The 17,532-nt window shown below is 59.0% G+C and carries 8 protein-coding genes and 1 tRNA gene; 8 read left to right on the top strand and 1 reads right to left on the bottom strand.

Annotated elements, in window-relative coordinates; genetic code table 11:
• The 7 genes from MXC11_RS11510 to MXC11_RS11480 form a co-directional block, all read left to right on the top strand.
• Positions 1 to 422 (top strand): PDDEXK nuclease domain-containing protein (locus MXC11_RS11510; RefSeq protein ID WP_250010324.1); only part of this gene is annotated, 422 nt, incomplete at its 5' end.
• A gap of 80 nt (positions 423 to 502) precedes the next feature.
• Positions 503 to 1,114 carry a hypothetical protein gene (locus tag MXC11_RS11505; RefSeq protein WP_250010323.1) on the top strand — a complete coding sequence of 204 codons (612 nt, stop codon included), beginning with the start codon at positions 503 to 505 and terminating at the stop codon, positions 1,112 to 1,114.
• 46 nt (positions 1,115 to 1,160) lie between these two features.
• Positions 1,161 to 4,340 (top strand): type I restriction endonuclease subunit R, encoded by a 3,180-nt coding sequence (locus MXC11_RS11500; protein WP_250010322.1) that lies wholly within the window; start codon positions 1,161 to 1,163, stop codon positions 4,338 to 4,340.
• 63 nt (positions 4,341 to 4,403) lie between these two features.
• Positions 4,404 to 8,201: a hypothetical protein gene (locus MXC11_RS11495; RefSeq protein WP_250010321.1), complete on the top strand. Its 3,798-nt coding sequence runs from the start codon at positions 4,404 to 4,406 to the stop codon at positions 8,199 to 8,201.
• A complete protein-coding gene (locus MXC11_RS11490) occupies positions 8,194 to 12,618 on the top strand; it encodes an ATP-binding protein (RefSeq protein ID WP_250010320.1) in 4,425 nt (1,474 codons plus the stop codon). Before MXC11_RS11495 ends, MXC11_RS11490 begins: the two co-directional genes overlap by 8 nt.
• 65 nt (positions 12,619 to 12,683) lie before the next feature.
• Entirely contained in the window at positions 12,684 to 14,060 is a 1,377-nt protein-coding gene (locus tag MXC11_RS11485; RefSeq protein WP_250010319.1) for a multidrug DMT transporter permease, read from the top strand.
• 498 nt (positions 14,061 to 14,558) lie between these two features.
• Entirely contained in the window at positions 14,559 to 15,599 is a 1,041-nt protein-coding gene (locus MXC11_RS11480) for an NADP(H)-dependent aldo-keto reductase (protein WP_250010318.1), read from the top strand.
• Between the two features lie 23 nt (positions 15,600 to 15,622).
• On the opposite strand, the gene gabT is transcribed toward MXC11_RS11480, so the two are convergent.
• Positions 15,623 to 16,903 (bottom strand): 4-aminobutyrate--2-oxoglutarate transaminase, encoded by a 1,281-nt coding sequence (gabT, locus tag MXC11_RS11475; protein ID WP_250010317.1) that lies wholly within the window; start codon positions 16,901 to 16,903, stop codon positions 15,623 to 15,625.
• A gap of 186 nt (positions 16,904 to 17,089) precedes the next feature.
• Here gabT and MXC11_RS11470 point away from each other — a divergent pair.
• Positions 17,090 to 17,166 (top strand) — tRNA-Arg (locus MXC11_RS11470).
• The last annotated feature ends 366 nt before the right edge of the window (positions 17,167 to 17,532 follow it).

Raw genomic sequence — 17,532 nt, 5'->3', positions numbered from 1 at the left:
GGGGAGTACTTGGTGGATTTCTTCATGGCTCCATCCTCTCAAAGGTTGGAGCCTCCGGGAAACTCGGGGCGGTTCACTTCTACGTCGATCTGGTGTTCTACAACTACCTGCTCAAGTGCTTCGTGATCTTCGACCTCAAGCGCGGCGAGCTGACCCACCAGGACATCGGCCAGATGGACATGTACGTGCGCATGTACGACGACCTCAAGCGCGGGCCGGACGACAACCCGACAGTGGGCATCATCCTCTGCGCGCAGAAGGACGCTTCGGTGGTGCGCTACTCGGTACTACACGGCAGCGAACAGCTGTTCGCCAGCAAGTACAAGCTGGTGCTACCCAGCGAGGAAGAGCTGCGGGCCGAGCTGGAACGCGAGCAGGCTCTATTTGCAGAGCAGAAAGCCCTCAAGCAGGATGAGTGCTGAGTCTATCGCTGGGGCGAGACTATTCCGTGTCGAGGAAGGCCGGTGAGTAGCCGCTCATCATCTATCCAGAGTTTTCATTCATGAGCCTTATTGATCGCGAAGCAGAACAGAACTTCGAGAGACAGTGTTACACCAAAATATGCACCATGAAGGACCACTGGATGCTGGCCTTCATCGATGAGAGAAAAGTCATTGCTTCGGACATGCTCGCACACGCCATGCGATTTCTGGTGCATCACTGCGAAAACCATCGGGAATACAGCAAGGCCTCCCCGCTGATCAAGCTGTTCAAGGTACGCGACCACAAGCTCTTTTTGGCCTACTGGCTTTGTGACCACCTGGGATTGAAGTGCTTTCAGGATGGGGACGAGGTCCGATTCAAGCATAGTTCGTCGCCACCTAATCCAGAGGTCAGCTTCAAGGATGCGGTCGCACGGTTTCTAAAGCTTGGATTGCAGCCAAAGACAGCGAGCAAAACGACAGGCGTAACTGACTCAGGGTCCACCACCAAGAGGCTGCCCCGCTCACAGAGGAAGAAAGGCAAGGCAAGCCTAGGTGCAGCCGCGAGTGAAAGCCTGAGCCCAAGCGCAGCGGCAAAGACTTCCCGGAAAAAAAGTAAGCCCCCGCATATCGATATGCTTGATGCTTGGGGACGATTACCAGGCAGCTATGGCACTGGGAAGCGGCGCTGAACCTACCGGCGCACTGCCTGCTAAACGACCAACCAAGGAAAGCCCCATGAGCCACATCCACCACGAATGCGAACTGGAACGCCACATCGTCGAGCAGCTGGAAGCTGCAGGGTGGCGGGTGGGCAAGTCCGCCGACTACGACGCCGCGCGGGCACTGTTCCCCGAGGACGTAATCGGCTGGCTGGACGACACCCAGAAGCCGGCCATGGCCAAGCTGCGCGCCATGAACGGCGCCGGCACCGAAACGGTGATCCTCGACCGGCTGGTCAAGCAGCTGGAGAACAAGGCCGAGGGCGGCACGGTGAACGTGCTGCGCTACGGCTTCACTGTGGCCGGTGGCGGCACCCTGGCGATGAGCCAGGGTCTGCCCGAGGACGAGCGCAACGATACTGTGATCCAGCGCTACACAGCCAACCGCCTGCGCGTGGTGCCGCAGCTGCGCTACTCGCTGGACAAGACCGACGAGATCGACCTGGCGTTGTTCATCAACGGCATCCCGGTGGCCACGGTGGAGCTGAAGACCGACTTCACCCAGTCGGTAGAAGCTGCCATGCAGCAGTACCGCATGGACCGCCGCCCTGAGCGCAAGAGCGGCGGTAGCGAGCCGCTGCTCACCTTCAAGCGTGGTGCAGTGGTGCATTTCGCCATGAGCGACAGCGACATCCGCATGACCACCAGGCTGGACGGCGACTCGACCTTCTTCCTGCCGTTCAACCGAGGCAACGACGGCGCGGTCGGCAATCCACCCAACCAGGGCGGCTACCCGGTGAGCTACTTCTGGGAGCGCGTGCTGCAGAAGGACAACTGGCTGCACATCTTCCAGCGCTTCGTGCTGCAGGAGCGCAAGGAGGCCCAGGACGCCAACGGCAAGACCTACTACAAGGAGGCGCTGATCTTCCCGCGCTTCCACCAGTGGGAAGGCGTGACGCGGATGATCGACGCCGTGCGCGTCGAGGGCGTCGGCCAGCCGTACCTGATCCAGCACAGCGCCGGCTCGGGCAAGACCAACACCATCGCCTGGACCGCGCACTCGCTGATCCGCGTGCGCCGCCCGGACGGTGAGCCGTACTTCCACAGCGTGATCGTGGTGACCGACCGCCAGGTGCTCGACCAGCAGCTGCAGGACGCCATCCAGCAGATCGAGCACCAGACCGGGGTGGTCTGTGCCATCGACCGTCAGCAGTCCAGCCTGCCGAAGAGCAGGCAGCTCGCTGATGCCATGCTGGCCGGTGTGCCGATTATCGTCTGCACCCTGCAGACTTTCCCTCATGCGCAGAAAGCCATTCTCAAGGAGCAGAACCTCCGCGACCGCCGCTTCGCCATCATCATCGACGAGGCGCACAGCTCCACCGGTGGCAGCACCGCCGATGACTTGCGCTATGTACTGACCGGCCAGAGCGAGGAGGAGTGGGAGAAGCTGAGCAAGGAGGAGCGCCTGTCGGTCTGGCAGTCGTCGCGTAGTCGCCCCAATAACGCGAGCTACTTCGCCTTCACCGCCACGCCCAAGCATTCGACCCTCAGCCTGTTCGGCCGCCCGCGCAATCCGGCGCAGCCGGTCAGCCAGGACAATCCGCCGGCGCCGTTCCACCTCTACACCATGCAGCAGGCCATTGAGGAAGGCTTCATCCTCGACGTGCTGAAGAACTACACCAGCTACCAGGTGGCCTTCAAAATCGGCAGCGAGTTCGTCGACGACAAGCGCGTGGACGAGAAGAGCGGCAAGCGTGCGCTGGCCAAGTGGCTGTCGCTGAACCCGGTGAACGTCGGCCAGAAGGTCGAGCTGATCGTCGAGCACTTCCGCAAGAACGTCGCCCACCTGCTCGGCGGCCAGGCCAAGGCCATGCTGGTCACCGGCTCGCGGGCGGCAGCAGTGAAGTACCACCTGGCCTTGTTGGACTACTGCCAGCGCAAGGGCTACGACAACGTGCAGGCCATGGTGGCGTTCTCCGGCGAGGTGCCCAACGCCGAGGTCAAGGAGGCAAGCCTGCCGGAAGACCATCAGTTCAGCGAAGGCAATCTCAACCCCGGCCTGAACGGCCGCGACATGCGCAAGGTGTTCGACACGCCCGACTACCGGGTGATGATTGTCGCCAACAAGTACCAGACCGGCTTCGACCAGCCCAAGCTGGTGGCCATGTACCTGGACAAGAAGATCTCCGGCGTGGAGGCGGTGCAGACCCTGTCGCGGCTGAACCGCACCTTCCCCGGCAAGGACAAGACCTACGTGATCGACTTCGCCAACGAGGCGGAAGAGATCCTCGCAGCGTTCAAGACCTTCTACCGCGACGCCCAGGTGGCGGATGTCCAGGACCCGAACATCGTCTACGACATCAAGCAGCGCCTCGACGGCATGTTCATCTACGAGCAGGCCGAGGTGATGGCGTTCGGCGAGGCCATCGTCGACAAGAACGTCACCCACCAGAAGCTCTACAGCCTGACCCAGGCGGCCACCGACCGCTTCAACGGCAAGCTGAAGACTCTCAACGATGCCATTGACCAGTGGGAGAAGGCCTGGGAGACGGCCCGCGACAGCGGTGACGAGCAGGGCATGGAGTACGCCGATGTGCAGCGCGCGGAATACTGCAAGAAGCGCGACGAGCTGATGATCTTCAGCGAGAGCCTGTCCAAGTTCGTGCGCAGCTACGAGTACATCGCCCAACTGGTGGAGTTCGGCGACCCGGCACTGGAAGCCTTCGCCAGTTACGCCCGCCTGCTGCGCAAGCGCCTCAAGGGCATCAGCGCCGAGCAGGTGGACCTGGGCGACCTCAAGCTCAGCCACTACAAGATCAAGAAGGGCGAAGGGCTGGTCGGCGTCGGCGTGCAGGCCGAGGTACCGGGCCTGTACGGCATGACCGACAACGGCCTGCGCGAAGCCCGCGACCGCGAGAAGAAGTACCTCTCCGACCTGATCGAGAAGCTCAACAACGCCTTCGGCCAGGGCATCACTGACACCGATCAGGTGGCCTTTGCCGTCCACGTCTCCGAGAAGCTGCGCGCTGACAGCGTGGTGATGGCTCAGGTGCAGAACAACCCCATGGAACAGGCCATGAAGGCCGACCTGCCGATCAAGGCGATCCAGGCCATCGCCGGCGCGATGAGCAGTCACCAGGCCATGGCTACCAAGCTGCTCAGCGACGAGGCGACGCGGGATGTGTTCCTGACGGTGGTGTATGAATTGCTGAAGAAGGATGCCGGGGCGGAGCTGTTGCATTCGATCAGAGGCTGAGGGGACTGGACTTCGCTAAGCCTTGCCAGTCGAGAGAAAGTCTGCACACAGGGAGAAGATGACATGGGGAAGAAGTCCCGAGAGAAGCGGGAGCGGAGGCTTGCACGAATGGAGGCCGACCATGGCCTTCTGTTGCAGGAGATGCTCGGGTTTCACGGGAAAATCGCTTACGAGAAAGATCAGGGACATTCATTTCGTAAGCGTCTCGAGGCGACCCGTGCGTTACTTCGCCAATATGAGCGTCTCGACGCAGCGATTGCCTTGAGTGTCTCCGAGCTATGGCTGGCCAATGCTGGAAGCCCTATCAAGCATATTTTCGCCTGGGGTGTTCTGCTAGATCTTCCGCACGATGACCAAGGCGGGATGCCAATCGCTAGCTATGCAGATTTCAAAGCGTTTGCAGAGGCACTGTACGAGGCATGGCCCGAGTTCCCGATGCTTGAGGACTTCTCCTCCGAGGCCGACTGGGGTGAAACCAAAGTACGCCTTGGCCAAGCTTTCGTTCCGATGTTCTACGGTAGCTGCATTGAGCGCACACCTGACTTCGTAGAGGCATTTCGCATCACTTACGCACAGGTTCCAGAGGCACAAGCCCACATGGACCTCGCCATCGCATTGCAAGCACGGATCATCGAGTCGATGCTCGACCTGGGGGGCGCCCCCGCTGGGGAATCACAGCAAGCCCACGTCGAGGTGCCTCCCGAGGACTTTTGGCTGGCTTGTAGGTTAACGCTTCAGCAAATCGGTACCGATATTGCCGACTGGCGAGACAAGGCAAGGGGAGCACTCGATACTCGCTTTGGTGCTTTCAAAGCGCCGCTGACATGGCGCGCTTTCGGCGATGCGGTAATGCAGGGGGTGGCCCTCCCCTTTCTAGCGGTCGAAAGCGACGGCACCTGGGTGCCTATGTCGGCTCGTAACGCTCCTGGAGTCGTTGTTGACCATTGGGCCAACAACGCAATGGTTGAGGTCGGCGCTCATACGCATCGCAGGCTTGCCCTGTTCGTTGCCGAGCGATTTCCAAGGACGGTCGTGGGGCCTCTGGCGCTCGTCATTGGTGGCTCCATCTGTGAAGAGCTCCCTATCAGTTGCGTCATCTCAGCCAACTCTGGTGTGTATCTCATTTGCGCATGTGACCACGCATCGAATGAGCGGCTGTCAATCGCAGCGAAAGACGTGTACGGCAAAGTGAGGCGCGGCGCGCCGATCCACTTCCGTCTTGCAGACGGGCGCGGACTCATGTTATCTAAAGATGGAACCAATGGACCTAGTGCAGATGAGCTTCGAATAGTCATTGTGGTCACCCAAGCCGGCACTGCATTGGGCTCCATATCTGCGCCCGAGCGGCCCGCGCGCCTACTGCCGTTAGCGGACTTCATTACCATCTTCGACAGTTTGAGTGATCTCGACGAATTGGAGTGCTACTGGGAGTTCGTCGACTCTCAGAGAGGCTCTCTTAGCCTCTTCTCGAGCGGGCCCGCCGACTTGTATGCGTCATTCAAGGACACAAATGGCGTACTTGTCGAAGGGGCGATTTCCCCCACTCTTATCGGACTGGATCCTCACTGGGGCACTTCTTGGCGCTTCAAGGCACTTGCTGACTTCTGGTCGCGTGCACCAAGCGTTTTTCCTGATGGCTCTGTGGGCTGGCGGCTGACCAATGGAACTAAAGGCGTCGTTGATCTCAAATCGCGGCATCACAAGGCAGTGGCGTACTCAACATCAGTCGGTAGCTGCACAGTTCAAACCCTGGTGGAAGTCTCTGAAGGCCTGCGGATCGAGGATGCCCGCATGGTCGACCTCTTCGCCCAACTCCTTGCGGATTGCACCTATCGTTGCCGAGAGCTGATTTCGGACATCCCGCTGTTTCGACAGCCGCATGTCCTGTTCATCTGTTGGCTCGCCCCCTCTAGCTCTGTTGGCAGTGATGAAGCTCCTCAGCCTATAGAGGGGTTCGAGCGGGTAGTGATTTCAGCGGAAGAGAATGCCGCCCGCAAGGGCATATTGCATCTGCAGGTCGACGCCCGTGCAGTGCTTGCAGGCCTAAACGCGGCCAAAGACGGCTCGTTCGAAGTTCGATGCCTACTGGAGACACTCGAAAGGTGTCACGCCGTGTGTGGACTGGAGTTGCCAATCGGTCTTGGAGACCGGCTACGTGGCAGAGCATCGGAGCCGGCTCGCTACCACTTGAGAGTCGCTGCCCGAAACGTTGATGTCCCTGACTACGTGGAGCCCGTCATCCCCTCGCCCGCTAACTACAAGCTTGCTCGCAAGCATTTGGCTGCCGAAATCATGGCGCTCGGTTTGACTCCAGGGCGCTATGAGCTTTCCGATGCCAAAGCAAGAATTGATCCTGCCGGCGCTCGTTTGCGTCTTCACATCGAGAATCGACTAGCATCGCTCGACAGGTACCAACTTCTCCGGGCATTCATTGAGCAGCACGATGCTCTTCTTGTAACCGAGAGAATGAAGATTCAGCGCACCCGTCAGAGCCTGTCCCATGATGTGGACTACGACAGGTTAGATGCCATTGAACAAGCTCGCAAAGACTACGGCTCCGTAGCTCGTCACTACCGATACCTACTGGAAAAAACTGTCAGCTCGCCGACAACCGGTACTGAGGACGCCACTGACGATGTACTGCGCGAGCTGGTTGGCCTGGTTGACTGGTACATGGTGCTTACAGGAGCCAGCGACGTCCTTCACAACGGCATCGACGTTGGTGGCGTTGTGATTGACGACTCGTACATTCCAGAGGTCTTCTACTCGACCGGAGCCGATGACCGTGAGGCGGAATTTGCACGCGAGTATGCGAAATCAAGGCTAGGGCTTGGTGTAAACAGCGAAGATGCTGTGGAGGGTGCGTCGGAGGACTTGCTGTCTTCAGAGAGGCTCAAGAGTGCTTTTGCAGCCGACGTGGGATTTGACCTGCAAAATCTAGTCACTGCTCTCGCAGTTTTGTCACAAGCGCAAAGGTACGGGTTTGGCGATGAACTCTCGCTATCTTATTCCGCTCCTCCAAGCCGCGTCGCGCAAGGACTGGCCGACAGCATTGAGATGCTTGATTTTGCCGAGGCGGAAAGGATAGTGACGTTCCTCACCCTTTCGGAGAAAGGCGTTCGCAGGCTGTCCGGAAGGAGTGTCGACGAGATCGATGTTCCTTACTGGGAGCACAGTAAGCGAATCCATCGGTACGCGATCAGGCCGCTGGTTGTCGATGGCACAAACTTGCGTTGGGGAGCAGAGGCGGTCAGTCGGTCGATGTACAACTGGATGTCAGCAGTGCGGGACGGCTACCTCCCTGCGGACTTCGATTGGCCCCATGTCCAACCAGTCATTCGGGAGGTCAAGGAGAGTATCGAGAATCGGCTGGAGCTTCGCACCGAGGAAATATTCCTTCGGCACACTCCATTCGTTCATCGAGGTATCGACTTTTTCAGGAAGTTCCGCGGCGAGGGGTTCGAGGACGTCGGGGACTTCGACGTATTCGCTTATTGGCCAGATGCGAACCTACTCGTGACCGTGGAGTGCAAGTACAACCAGCCGCCCTACACAGTGAAAGATGGCCGTCGACTCCGTGACCGAATATTCGGCAAAGCTGAGGACGACAAGGCTGGGCAGTTCAGTCGAATTCTGCGCCGAAGGCAGTTTCTCGAGAAAAACCGCGCAAGGACGCTTGAGCTGTTGAAGTGGCCGAAGTCGGAGGCCAAGCCTTTCCGGCATGTGGAGCTCTACGTGAGCCGTGACGTGTACTACTGGATGGTTCATCCGCCGTACCCTGTTCCGACCAAGTTCGTGCGAGTGGACACACTGGATACCTGGATCAAGACCGAGCTCATCACGTCTCGCCCCCATGTCTGAGAACATCAAGAACACTGCAATCACTGCAGCCGGCTACATTTACCAGAATCGGCAGGGCCTCAAGGTTCTGTGCGATTGGCTCGACGCGCCGGCTCGCTACAGTCGGGTGAAATTTGAGTGCGACGACGAAACAGAAGCGCCGCAGGGGCTGGACGATCTCGTCATCGAGCGGAGTGATGGCCTCGTCGACCTTCAGCAGGTCAAATTCACCCCGAATCCTGAGGCGCATCCTCTTTCCTGGGATTGGATGCTCGAGAAGTCCGGCAAGACCGACCGGTCGAGGTCGATGCTTCGTAAGTGGTTCGACGCTTTCAAGAAGCTCGATCTCGCGCGCATTGGCGAGCTCTCGCTCACAACAAACCGCCGGCCGGATGCCGCCATTGAGGCCTGTTTGGATGCTGGCAGGATTTCCTTCGCCAAGATCCCTGAGCCACAGCGCTCGGAGGTCATCGCAGAGATTGGCAGCGCAGAAGAGTGCGAGGTGTTCTTCAGCCAGTTGCGCATCCGGCACAGCGACAAGGGATACGTTGCGCTGGAGCACGAAGTCGCTTCGCGCCTTCGGCTGCATGGCACCGCTGAAGGTATCGCGAACCTCCAGGTCGTGGCCCTGAACTGGGCAACGCAGAAGAGCCTCCCGGCTCCTGATGGCTGGATCACTCTGGAAGAGGTTCGTGCCATCCTCCGGGCGTTGCCGCCCGCGCCTCTGCCAGAGGACTTTGTGGTCCCGAAGGGGTACGAGGTGCCCGATGCGACGTTCCACGAGGAGTTCGTCCGGGACGCGATCAGTGCTGCTGGCAAGGCGATCGTTCTGACGGGACCGCCCGGCCGTGGAAAGAGCACTTATCTGAGCGCGCTGTGCGACTCTCTCGCCGAACAAGGCATCCCGACGGTCCGCCATCACTACTTTCTCTCGACGACAGAGCGTGGGCGTGACCGGGTAAACAGCTACGTGATCGAGCAATCCATCAGCGCGCAGGTCGAGCAGTTTCACGAGGGCGTCGCGAGGGGGACTGGGGGGCTGCGTGTGCTCCTGGAGGCGTGCGCCTCCCACTACAAGGGGCTGGGAAAGCCCTTCGTGCTCGTCCTAGATGGTTTGGATCACGTCTGGCGCATCAACGCTCACGACAAGCGTCCGTTGGACGACCTTTTTTCCCAACTGATCCCTTGCCCGGGCAACATGGTACTGCTCGTCGGCACTCAACCTGTGGATGACGCCCAGTTGCCGACGGATCTGCTCGCCTCAGCTCCGAAGGTCGAGTGGCGCACGTTGCCCGCGATGTCTGAGAACGCAGTCCTTTCCTTCCTTCGTAGGGCGGTTAAAGAGGGCAGGCTCACGACAGGCTGCGAGAATGAGAGACAGGCTGAAGAACAACTACAAGATGCAGCATCCGCGCTCCGCTCAAGAACCAATGGCCACCCCCTTCATGTTATTTACGCGGCTGCAGAGCTAGAGCATGCAGGGCGAAATCTGTCCCGCTGGGATGTTGAGAAGTTGAAAGGGGATCTGAGCCAAGATGCCAAGTTCTACTATGCATCGCTGTGGGAGAGGCTTCCACCAAGCCTGAAGGACGTGCTGCGGCTCGTCTGCGCCTTCCCGTTTTTCTGGCCGAAAGCTGCGTTTTCTGAGATAGCTTCTGCAATCAAGATGACGGTGCCCGAAGTTGGGAGCGTGGAGCATCTGCTTCATTCATCAGCAGCAGGACTGAAGGTCTTCCACGAGAGTCTGGCGGTCTTCGTGCGCTCGACAGCAGACTACGAAGCACGCATCACGGAGCTGATGTCAGTGGTCGCGCGCTGGCTCGAGTGCTCTGCTCCCACCTCGCTACGCGTCAACTGGCTATGGACGGTTCAAGCGAAGCTGGGTGACCCAAAGAACCTCATCACGGGGCTCACCCGTGACTGGATCATGCTGCGGCTTGAGGAAGGGTACCCAGAGTCGTTGTTTGACACCTTGCTTTCAGATGCCTTGGTTGCAGCGCTCCAGACTGCCGAATTCCCAGATGCCTATCGTCTGCAGCATCTCAAGGCCCGGATGGTTGGTGGCAGCGAGTACCAGATGCAGAGCGACGATCTGGCCAGGCTAATCTCCTTCACGTTGACGCTAGCTGTGGAGGAAGGCGTAGTACGTGAGGCCGTTGCCTCCAGACATGAGACTGACATCCTGCACGTTGCCGCGCTTGGGCTGGCCCTGCGCGCTCGTGGTGACCAGATTTTTGCTGAAACGTGCGGTGAAGAGGCGCTTCGTCGGTTCAGGGGTTTGAGCCGATTCTCCAGCAGATATGTGTCGGGCACTGGAGCTGATGAGTTCAAGTTCCTGGTCGACGCATTCGCTCGACTTGGCGCCATCGGTGCCACTCCTGAGTCGCTCTCCAGGTTGGTGGCTGATAACAGCCCGGTCGTTTGGCTGCCGCGTGTCCAGATGCTGGTTGAGGAGGGCAACCTGGATGACTTGATGACGGTTGTTGCTTCGCTTTCCAGAGGGGAGAGAAAGAACATCATCAGTGATGCCTGTGTACGTGCGGCAGCGAAAGCGGGAGTAAGCATTGCAGAACGCGATGACTTCAACGAGCTTGCTCGAACTCCCTTTGTTGCTGCCGTGGAGGCGGTGCTCACACGTTCCTCCAAACCGCTGAATGAGCCGATCCCAGTAGAGTGGCTGAAGGGAGACTATTACGAGCGCAAGGAAGATCTGGCGGCACTCGCACACCACTGGTTCTTCAGCGCTGTGCATCTGGGGCTGTGCATGGCCGCAGAGGGCCAGACTGCCTTCGAGTATGCGCGAGCCCCAATCTATGAAGGCAGAGAAAACATAACCGGCTTCCTCGATGCGCTCTCTGATGTTGCTGCCCAAGTTGCGCTTCGCTGGTGGCGCGGAGAGTTTGTGGATTTCCATGAGCTTTTCGCGCTGCTTGAGCCAGTAGAGTTCCGATGGTTCAGGCAGAACCATGACTGGAATTGGGCGGCTGATGATTTCAGACGGGCATTGCCTTGCATCGCTTGTGACATCTACCTCGGTAGCACCTTGCTGAAGGGGTGTGATGATGTAGCTCTTACTGCGGAAACCATGCATGCAGCAGGCCAGTGTGTCTGGTTTGACGGAGCATCATTCTGCGCTCAGTACGCAGCCAGCACACTTACTCGAATGACCGACGAAGCGGCTGCGATGCTTGTTCAGTCGCAACGATCATTATTTGATGAGGCCGTTGAGGAGGAGACCAGTGTTCGCCTCCAGACGCCGTTGCAGCTTTGCGCGATTGCGCTGGCTCACAATTTGATGCCGGAAGCACGAGAACTCTGTAAGCAGACTTGGGAGTTAACTACCGGGTTTGCACACCGTAAAGACCCGTCGCTGAACAACACAGTTAACGCCATCGGCTACCTGGTCGACGTTGCGCCAGCGGATGCCTGCCGGTTGCTCGGTCTGATCGCGCCGCAGATCCATCATGTCCTGAAGTACACGGATGGAAAGGGCACGCGTCATGTTCTGGCGCAGGCTGATCGGTTGCTGGCGAAGCTGAAGCCTGCGGCACTGGTAGTCAAATATGAGGAGCACACGCACGAGGGTGACTGGTCGCTGGCAGAGGACAGTCTGCAAGCATACGTGGAGCAGGGGGTGAAGGAGGGCTGGTCTCTGGATGCACTGATGCGTACAGGGCTGCATCCTGGAATACAGGACACACTTCAGCAACTGGCTCAAGAAGGCAGTGCAATCGCTGCAGAGCAGCTTCAAGTGCTCCAGGAGTATTCCGGCTGGGATCTGGGTTTATTGAAGCATCAAGAGCATTCTAGAAGTGGCTTGGATAGCAAGCCTTATGATGGCGACGTCACGACCTTTGCGCCAGAACAACTGGATGAGCTGCTCGCTAGTTTGTCAGGGAGTAACTACGACGAACGAAATGAGCTTCTTCGTGCCTGGTATCAGCACTGGGAAGCTCAAGGCCAGGGCGGGAGATTACTCGGTACACTCGACGACCTGCTTCTGTCAGAAAAGGGACGGCAAAGGGACGTACTGGTCTTGTCCGATCTTGCCTTCCACACTCGGCGCAGGCTGAGCGGAGTGAAGGCAGCATGGAAGTATCTTGTCCGTGCGCAGATCCTGAGCGGAGGGTGGATCGGTTATATGGAGCGTGAGGCCAAGACCCGCAGCAGGCTTGACCTAGTTGTTAAGCACTATCCGACGCGCTGCGACGAGTTCGTTGTCGAGACAACCTATGGCATGTTCAACGACCCCGTGCCGTTGCGTGTCGCACCCAACGATGCGATGGTCTATTTCTATGTGCGGCAGGGGCGAACTGAGGACGCCATGAGGTTTGCAGAGACTATGGTCAATTGCATCATTGAGGATACTCGTACCCTCCCACTGGAGCCCCCTCGCTGGGCGACTGAGCTGGCCTTGCTCTCCATGTCGGAGGCTTGATGGACGAGCTTAGCATTCTTGTTGCCCGTCTCGGATGGCCTTCTACGTCCGCACGGTGGTGGGCTATGCAGGAGCTGGCGGCCTGGCTGGGCTCTCCTGCTATGCGGGTCGAAACTGAGGCTGCGTTATTTCAGTTGTTGCGCTCGCGCAAGCTTGAAGCCGAGGTTATCGAAGTTCTCTGCATCTTCTGGATGGCAGTACAGGGGCATGGCTACTCACCTGCACTAGAGCTTGCCGATAGCATCCCGAAGCCATCCCTGCTTTCAGACTTGCTTGTGACGGATCTTGGGCTGCCGATTCAGGCTGGCGATATGGGCTTGAAGGAGGTGCCTAATGATTTTGTGGTTCCAGATGACTTCGATGGTGTGCAAGGCGTCGATCTGCCAAGAATTTTCCATACGTCCATGAGCAGGCTCGAGCACTTTTCTGGACTCCCTTTCGTCCGGCAGATGGCTTTTGAGTGGACTGAGAATCGAGCAGCTTATCCAGATGTACCATACCAAGGGGACATGCGGCACTTCACGCTACCACTCGGTAACTGTTCCAGTGTCCATCTTTCTGCGCGCGCAGCACTTCGCGCTATTTCTGCTTACCTTCGTACTCTGGCAGTGGCAAGGCAGTTCTGGGAAATGCCGACAGGATTAGCTCATGAAGAGTCGCTTTTAGCCTTGCCGCTCCATCCGACTCTGGCTTTACTTAGGCCGCAGCGCCCGGACTGGTTCCCAGCATTGAGAGGGTTCGATGGAGATGCTGAGTCAGTCGAAGCTGCAATTCGAGCACTCCTTGCTCGTGTTGGGGAAGTTCGTCCGGGTGACGAGCTCATCGCTTTCAGCTCGCCAATCGTGATATCTGAGGAACGATGTGTAGAGGTGTCCCTCGTGCGGTGGTCGCAGGCTGCTGGTAGCAGCGTTAACGATGCGGATTTAGCGGCGTATCTCGATGCTTTCTGGATGCACGGGCCGATGTTCTCCAGCGCAGCGTCAGGTCCTCTCAATACAACCACTACAGTAGTTCCAGCAACTCTCGAACGACTGATTGATGACAGCTGCCAAGCTTGGCCACTGGCTGGAACACTCGACTACAAGCGGATGGGGTACCTCCAGCATGATCTATATCCATCGCGGCTTTTCTTCCCGACGATGTCTGGTTTGCATGAGCTTGAGATCACACCTCGTGATGGGCAGCTAGAGGTCAAGGTAGAGGATCAGGTCGTTGCTGATCTTTGCTATTGGAACGCAGGGTGGGGACCAGCACGACCAAGGCAGCTTCGTGGAAATTGTGGGACGGCACTCACCTCTCGAGGCACGGCCTACCGCGAGGGAGCTGGTTCTGAAAAAGGGCTGCTGCGCGAGTTCTATCTTTGGCAGGTGCGTACGCTGCACCGTAGCAGCAGCTTTGGCGAGTTCAGCGAAACACTAGCGACTGGTGCCATGTTCGTTTAGCTCGCCTTCCGTAGCTCCGGGTTGAAGTCTCCATTTGAGCTCTGGGATGGTGAGTCCGCCGCGTCTCATCCCTAGGTGGCTCTAGGGGATGACAGTCTTCGCTAGATCTAGGCTTGGGTCTACGGTGAGCTTCGCCGGTTCGCAGAAGCTCTGCTGGACTTGAAGCATCGATGGAAAGGATGAAACTTTATTTTCGTGATTTCCGCTGATCTCTGCGGCTGACTGGAAATTAGGATGATACTTTAGCGCTGTCGATCAGTTTTTCAGCATAGGTAAGATGTCCATCTCCGCTTGCGCTGAAATTCTCATAGGCAATTGATTTTAAAGATTTTCTTGTGGCTTTAGGGCGGTTCTACAGCTCCATGCTGTCGCCTCTATCTAGGATGAAACTTTATTTTCATCCCACACCGTGTGTGGGATGCAAATAAAGTTTCATCCCCACAGACGTCTCGTGCTCCCCTCACACCTTCCTTCACGACAGGTACAGGAGTCTATCGCATGATTCGACGTCCCCTTGGCAATACCGATCTGCAGGTCAGCGTGCTGGCGCTGGGCAGCATGACCTGGGGCGAGCAGAACACGGAAGCCGACGGTTTTGCCCAGATCGAACGCGCCCGCGCGGCGGGGATCAACTTCATCGATACCGCGGAGATCTATCCGGTGCCGCCGCGTGCAGCGACCGCCGGTGCCACCGAGACCATCATCGGTCACTACCTGCAGCGGCAGGGCGGGCGCGCACAGTGGATCATCGCCAGCAAGGCCGCCGCACCGGGCAATGGGATCAGCCACATCCGCGATGGGCGTCCGCACTTTGACCGGGCCAACCTGCTGGCGGCGGTAGAGGGCAGTCTGCGTCGTCTGCAGACTGACTACATCGATCTCTACCAGCTGCATTGGCCGGACCGGGCAACTAACTTCTTCGGCCAGCTCGGTTATCAGCACGATTCGCAGGCCCATATCACCCCCATCGAGGAAACCTTGGCGGTGCTCGATGAGCTGGTGAAAAGCGGCAAAATCCGTCACATCGGCCTGTCCAACGAGACGCCCTGGGGCGTACACCGGTTCCTGCAGCTGGCCGAGCAGCGCGGCTGGCCGCGGGTGGTGTCGATCCAGAACCCCTACAACCTGCTCAACCGCAGTTTCGAGATCGGTCTGGCGGAAATGGCGATCCGCGAGCAGGTCGGGTTGCTGGCCTACTCACCGCTGGCGTTCGGTCTGCTGTCGGGCAAGTACGAGCAGGGGGCGCAGCCGGAGCGGGCGCGGCTGACCCTGTTCGAGCGCTTCCAGCGCTACAACAATCCACAGGCTCGTCGCGCCGCCAGCGCCTACATACAGCTGGCGCGTGAGCACGGTCTGGACTCGGCGCAGATGGCGCTGGCCTACGTGACCAGCCGGCCATTCGTCACCAGCAATATCATCGGGGCGACCACGCTCGAGCAGCTGGACAGCAACCTGGACAGTCTGAAGGTGGTGCTAAGTGATGAGGTGCTGGCCGGCATCGAGGCCATTCATCGCGAGCAGCCCAATCCCGCCCCCTGAGGGGCGGGTTTTGCGGAAGTCGGTCAGGCCAGTTCCGCCAGGCATTCCCCGAGGATCGCCAGCCCCTGATCCAGCTGGGCATCACTGACGGTCAGCGGGACCAGAATGCGCAGCACATTGCCGTAAGGGCCGCAGGACAGCAGGATCAGCCCCTTGTCACGCGCGCGGGCGACCAGTTGCCCCGTCAGGGCGGCCGCCGGGCAGTGTATATCCCCGGCCTCGCCCAGCTCGATGGCGACCATGGCGCCCAGGCCGCGTACATCGACGATCACCGGATGGCGGGCCTGCAGATCGCGCAGTCCGCGCTGCAGATGCTCGCCCAGCGCGCGGCTGCGCTCCAGCAGACGCTCCTCCTCGAAGACTTCAAGAACGGCCAGGGCGGCAGCGCAGGCCAGCGGGTTGCCGGCGTAGGTCCCGCCCAGTCCGCCGGGGGCAATGACATCCATGACCTCAGCCCGCCCGCAGACACCGGCCAGCGGGAAGCCACCGGCGATCGATTTGGCGAACGTGGTCAGATCCGCCACGACGCCCATCTGCTCCATGGCAAAGAAGCTGCCGGTACGTCCGGCGCCGGTCTGCACCTCGTCGGCAATCAGCAGGATGCCGTGCTGGTCACAGAGTGCGCGCAGGCGCTGCATGAAGTCGCGGGGCGCGACATAGAAGCCACCTTCACCCTGAACCGGCTCGATGACGATGGCTGCGATATCGCGAGGCTCGGCGTCGTTCTTGAAGATGCGCTCGATACTGGCGATGGCATCATCACTGCTGACGCCGTGCAGGGCGCAAGGATACTGAGCACGATAGACCCCGCCGGGCATCAGGCCCATGCCGGCGGCGTAGGGCACCTTTTTGCCGGTCAGCGACAGGGTCATCATGGTGCGGCCGTGATAGCCACCGGTGAAGGCGATGACACCGGCACGGCCGGTGGCCGCCCGGGCAATCTTCACGGCATTTTCCACAGCCTCGGAGCCGGTGCTGACCAGCAGGGTCTTTTTCTCGAACTCACCGGGAACCCGTGCGTTGAGCTGTTCGCACAGGGCGATATAAGGCTCGTAGGCAAGTACCTGGAAGCAGGTGTGGCTCAGCTTGCCGAGCTGCGCCTGCACTGCAGCGACTACGCGCGGGTGCAAGTGGCCGGTATTGAGTACGGCGATGCCGCCGGCAAAATCCAGGTACTCGCGGCCTTCGACATCAACCACCGTACAGTTTTGCGCATGCTCGACAACGATCGGATGAATCTGACTGACACCGCGGGCAACTGCAGCTGCGCGGCGTTGCAGCAGGGAGGCGTTGGTCTTGTCCATAGTGACCTCGCAGGGCCGCTGTATTGCGGCAAGGGGTGGAAGGGCGGTAGGACACCGCCATGTAATCGACTATATATGCCCCCCATGACGTTCTGCACAGTGGGCGCACTGTGGATCGGCATAAATTACCGGGTAACGCTTGAGCTATCGGCTAACGAGTGGTCAAATAGCGCTCCTCGTTTTTATGCACCTGTAGCTCAGCTGGATAGAGTATTGCCCTCCGAAGGCAAGGGTCGTGGGTTCGAATCCCGCCAGGTGCGCCAAATATGAGTCTGTTCATGTCTGCGCATGTACCGACCGCCCTGAAGCCTGCCTAGCGCAGGCTTCGTTGTTTCTGGGCGTTCACTCGTACGGCTGGGGGGGCAGGTAGGACAGGTTAGCCTAGCTATTGGTCTGCCGGTGATTGCCGGTCCAGCAAGAATCTTGCACTTGACGGTTGACAGCGATTTTCAAGGCTGTATTATTCGCCACCTCGCTGCAGCAGCACACCCGCTGACGCAGCAAGTGCTGAGCGCAAGTGGTTGATTCGAAAGGAAATTTCTTCGAAAAGATGCTTGACAGGAAGCAAGGCTGCTGTAGAATCTGCGGCCTCGGTTGATGCGAAGCGCCAAGCGCTCCGGTTGATCGAA

The sequence above is a fragment of the Pseudomonas eutrophicaquae genome (genome assembly GCF_023544715.1).
GTDB lineage: Bacteria > Pseudomonadota > Gammaproteobacteria > Pseudomonadales > Pseudomonadaceae > Geopseudomonas.
The sequence above is the reverse complement of the archived record's forward strand: the minus strand, read 5'-3'. Positions and strand labels throughout refer to the sequence as shown.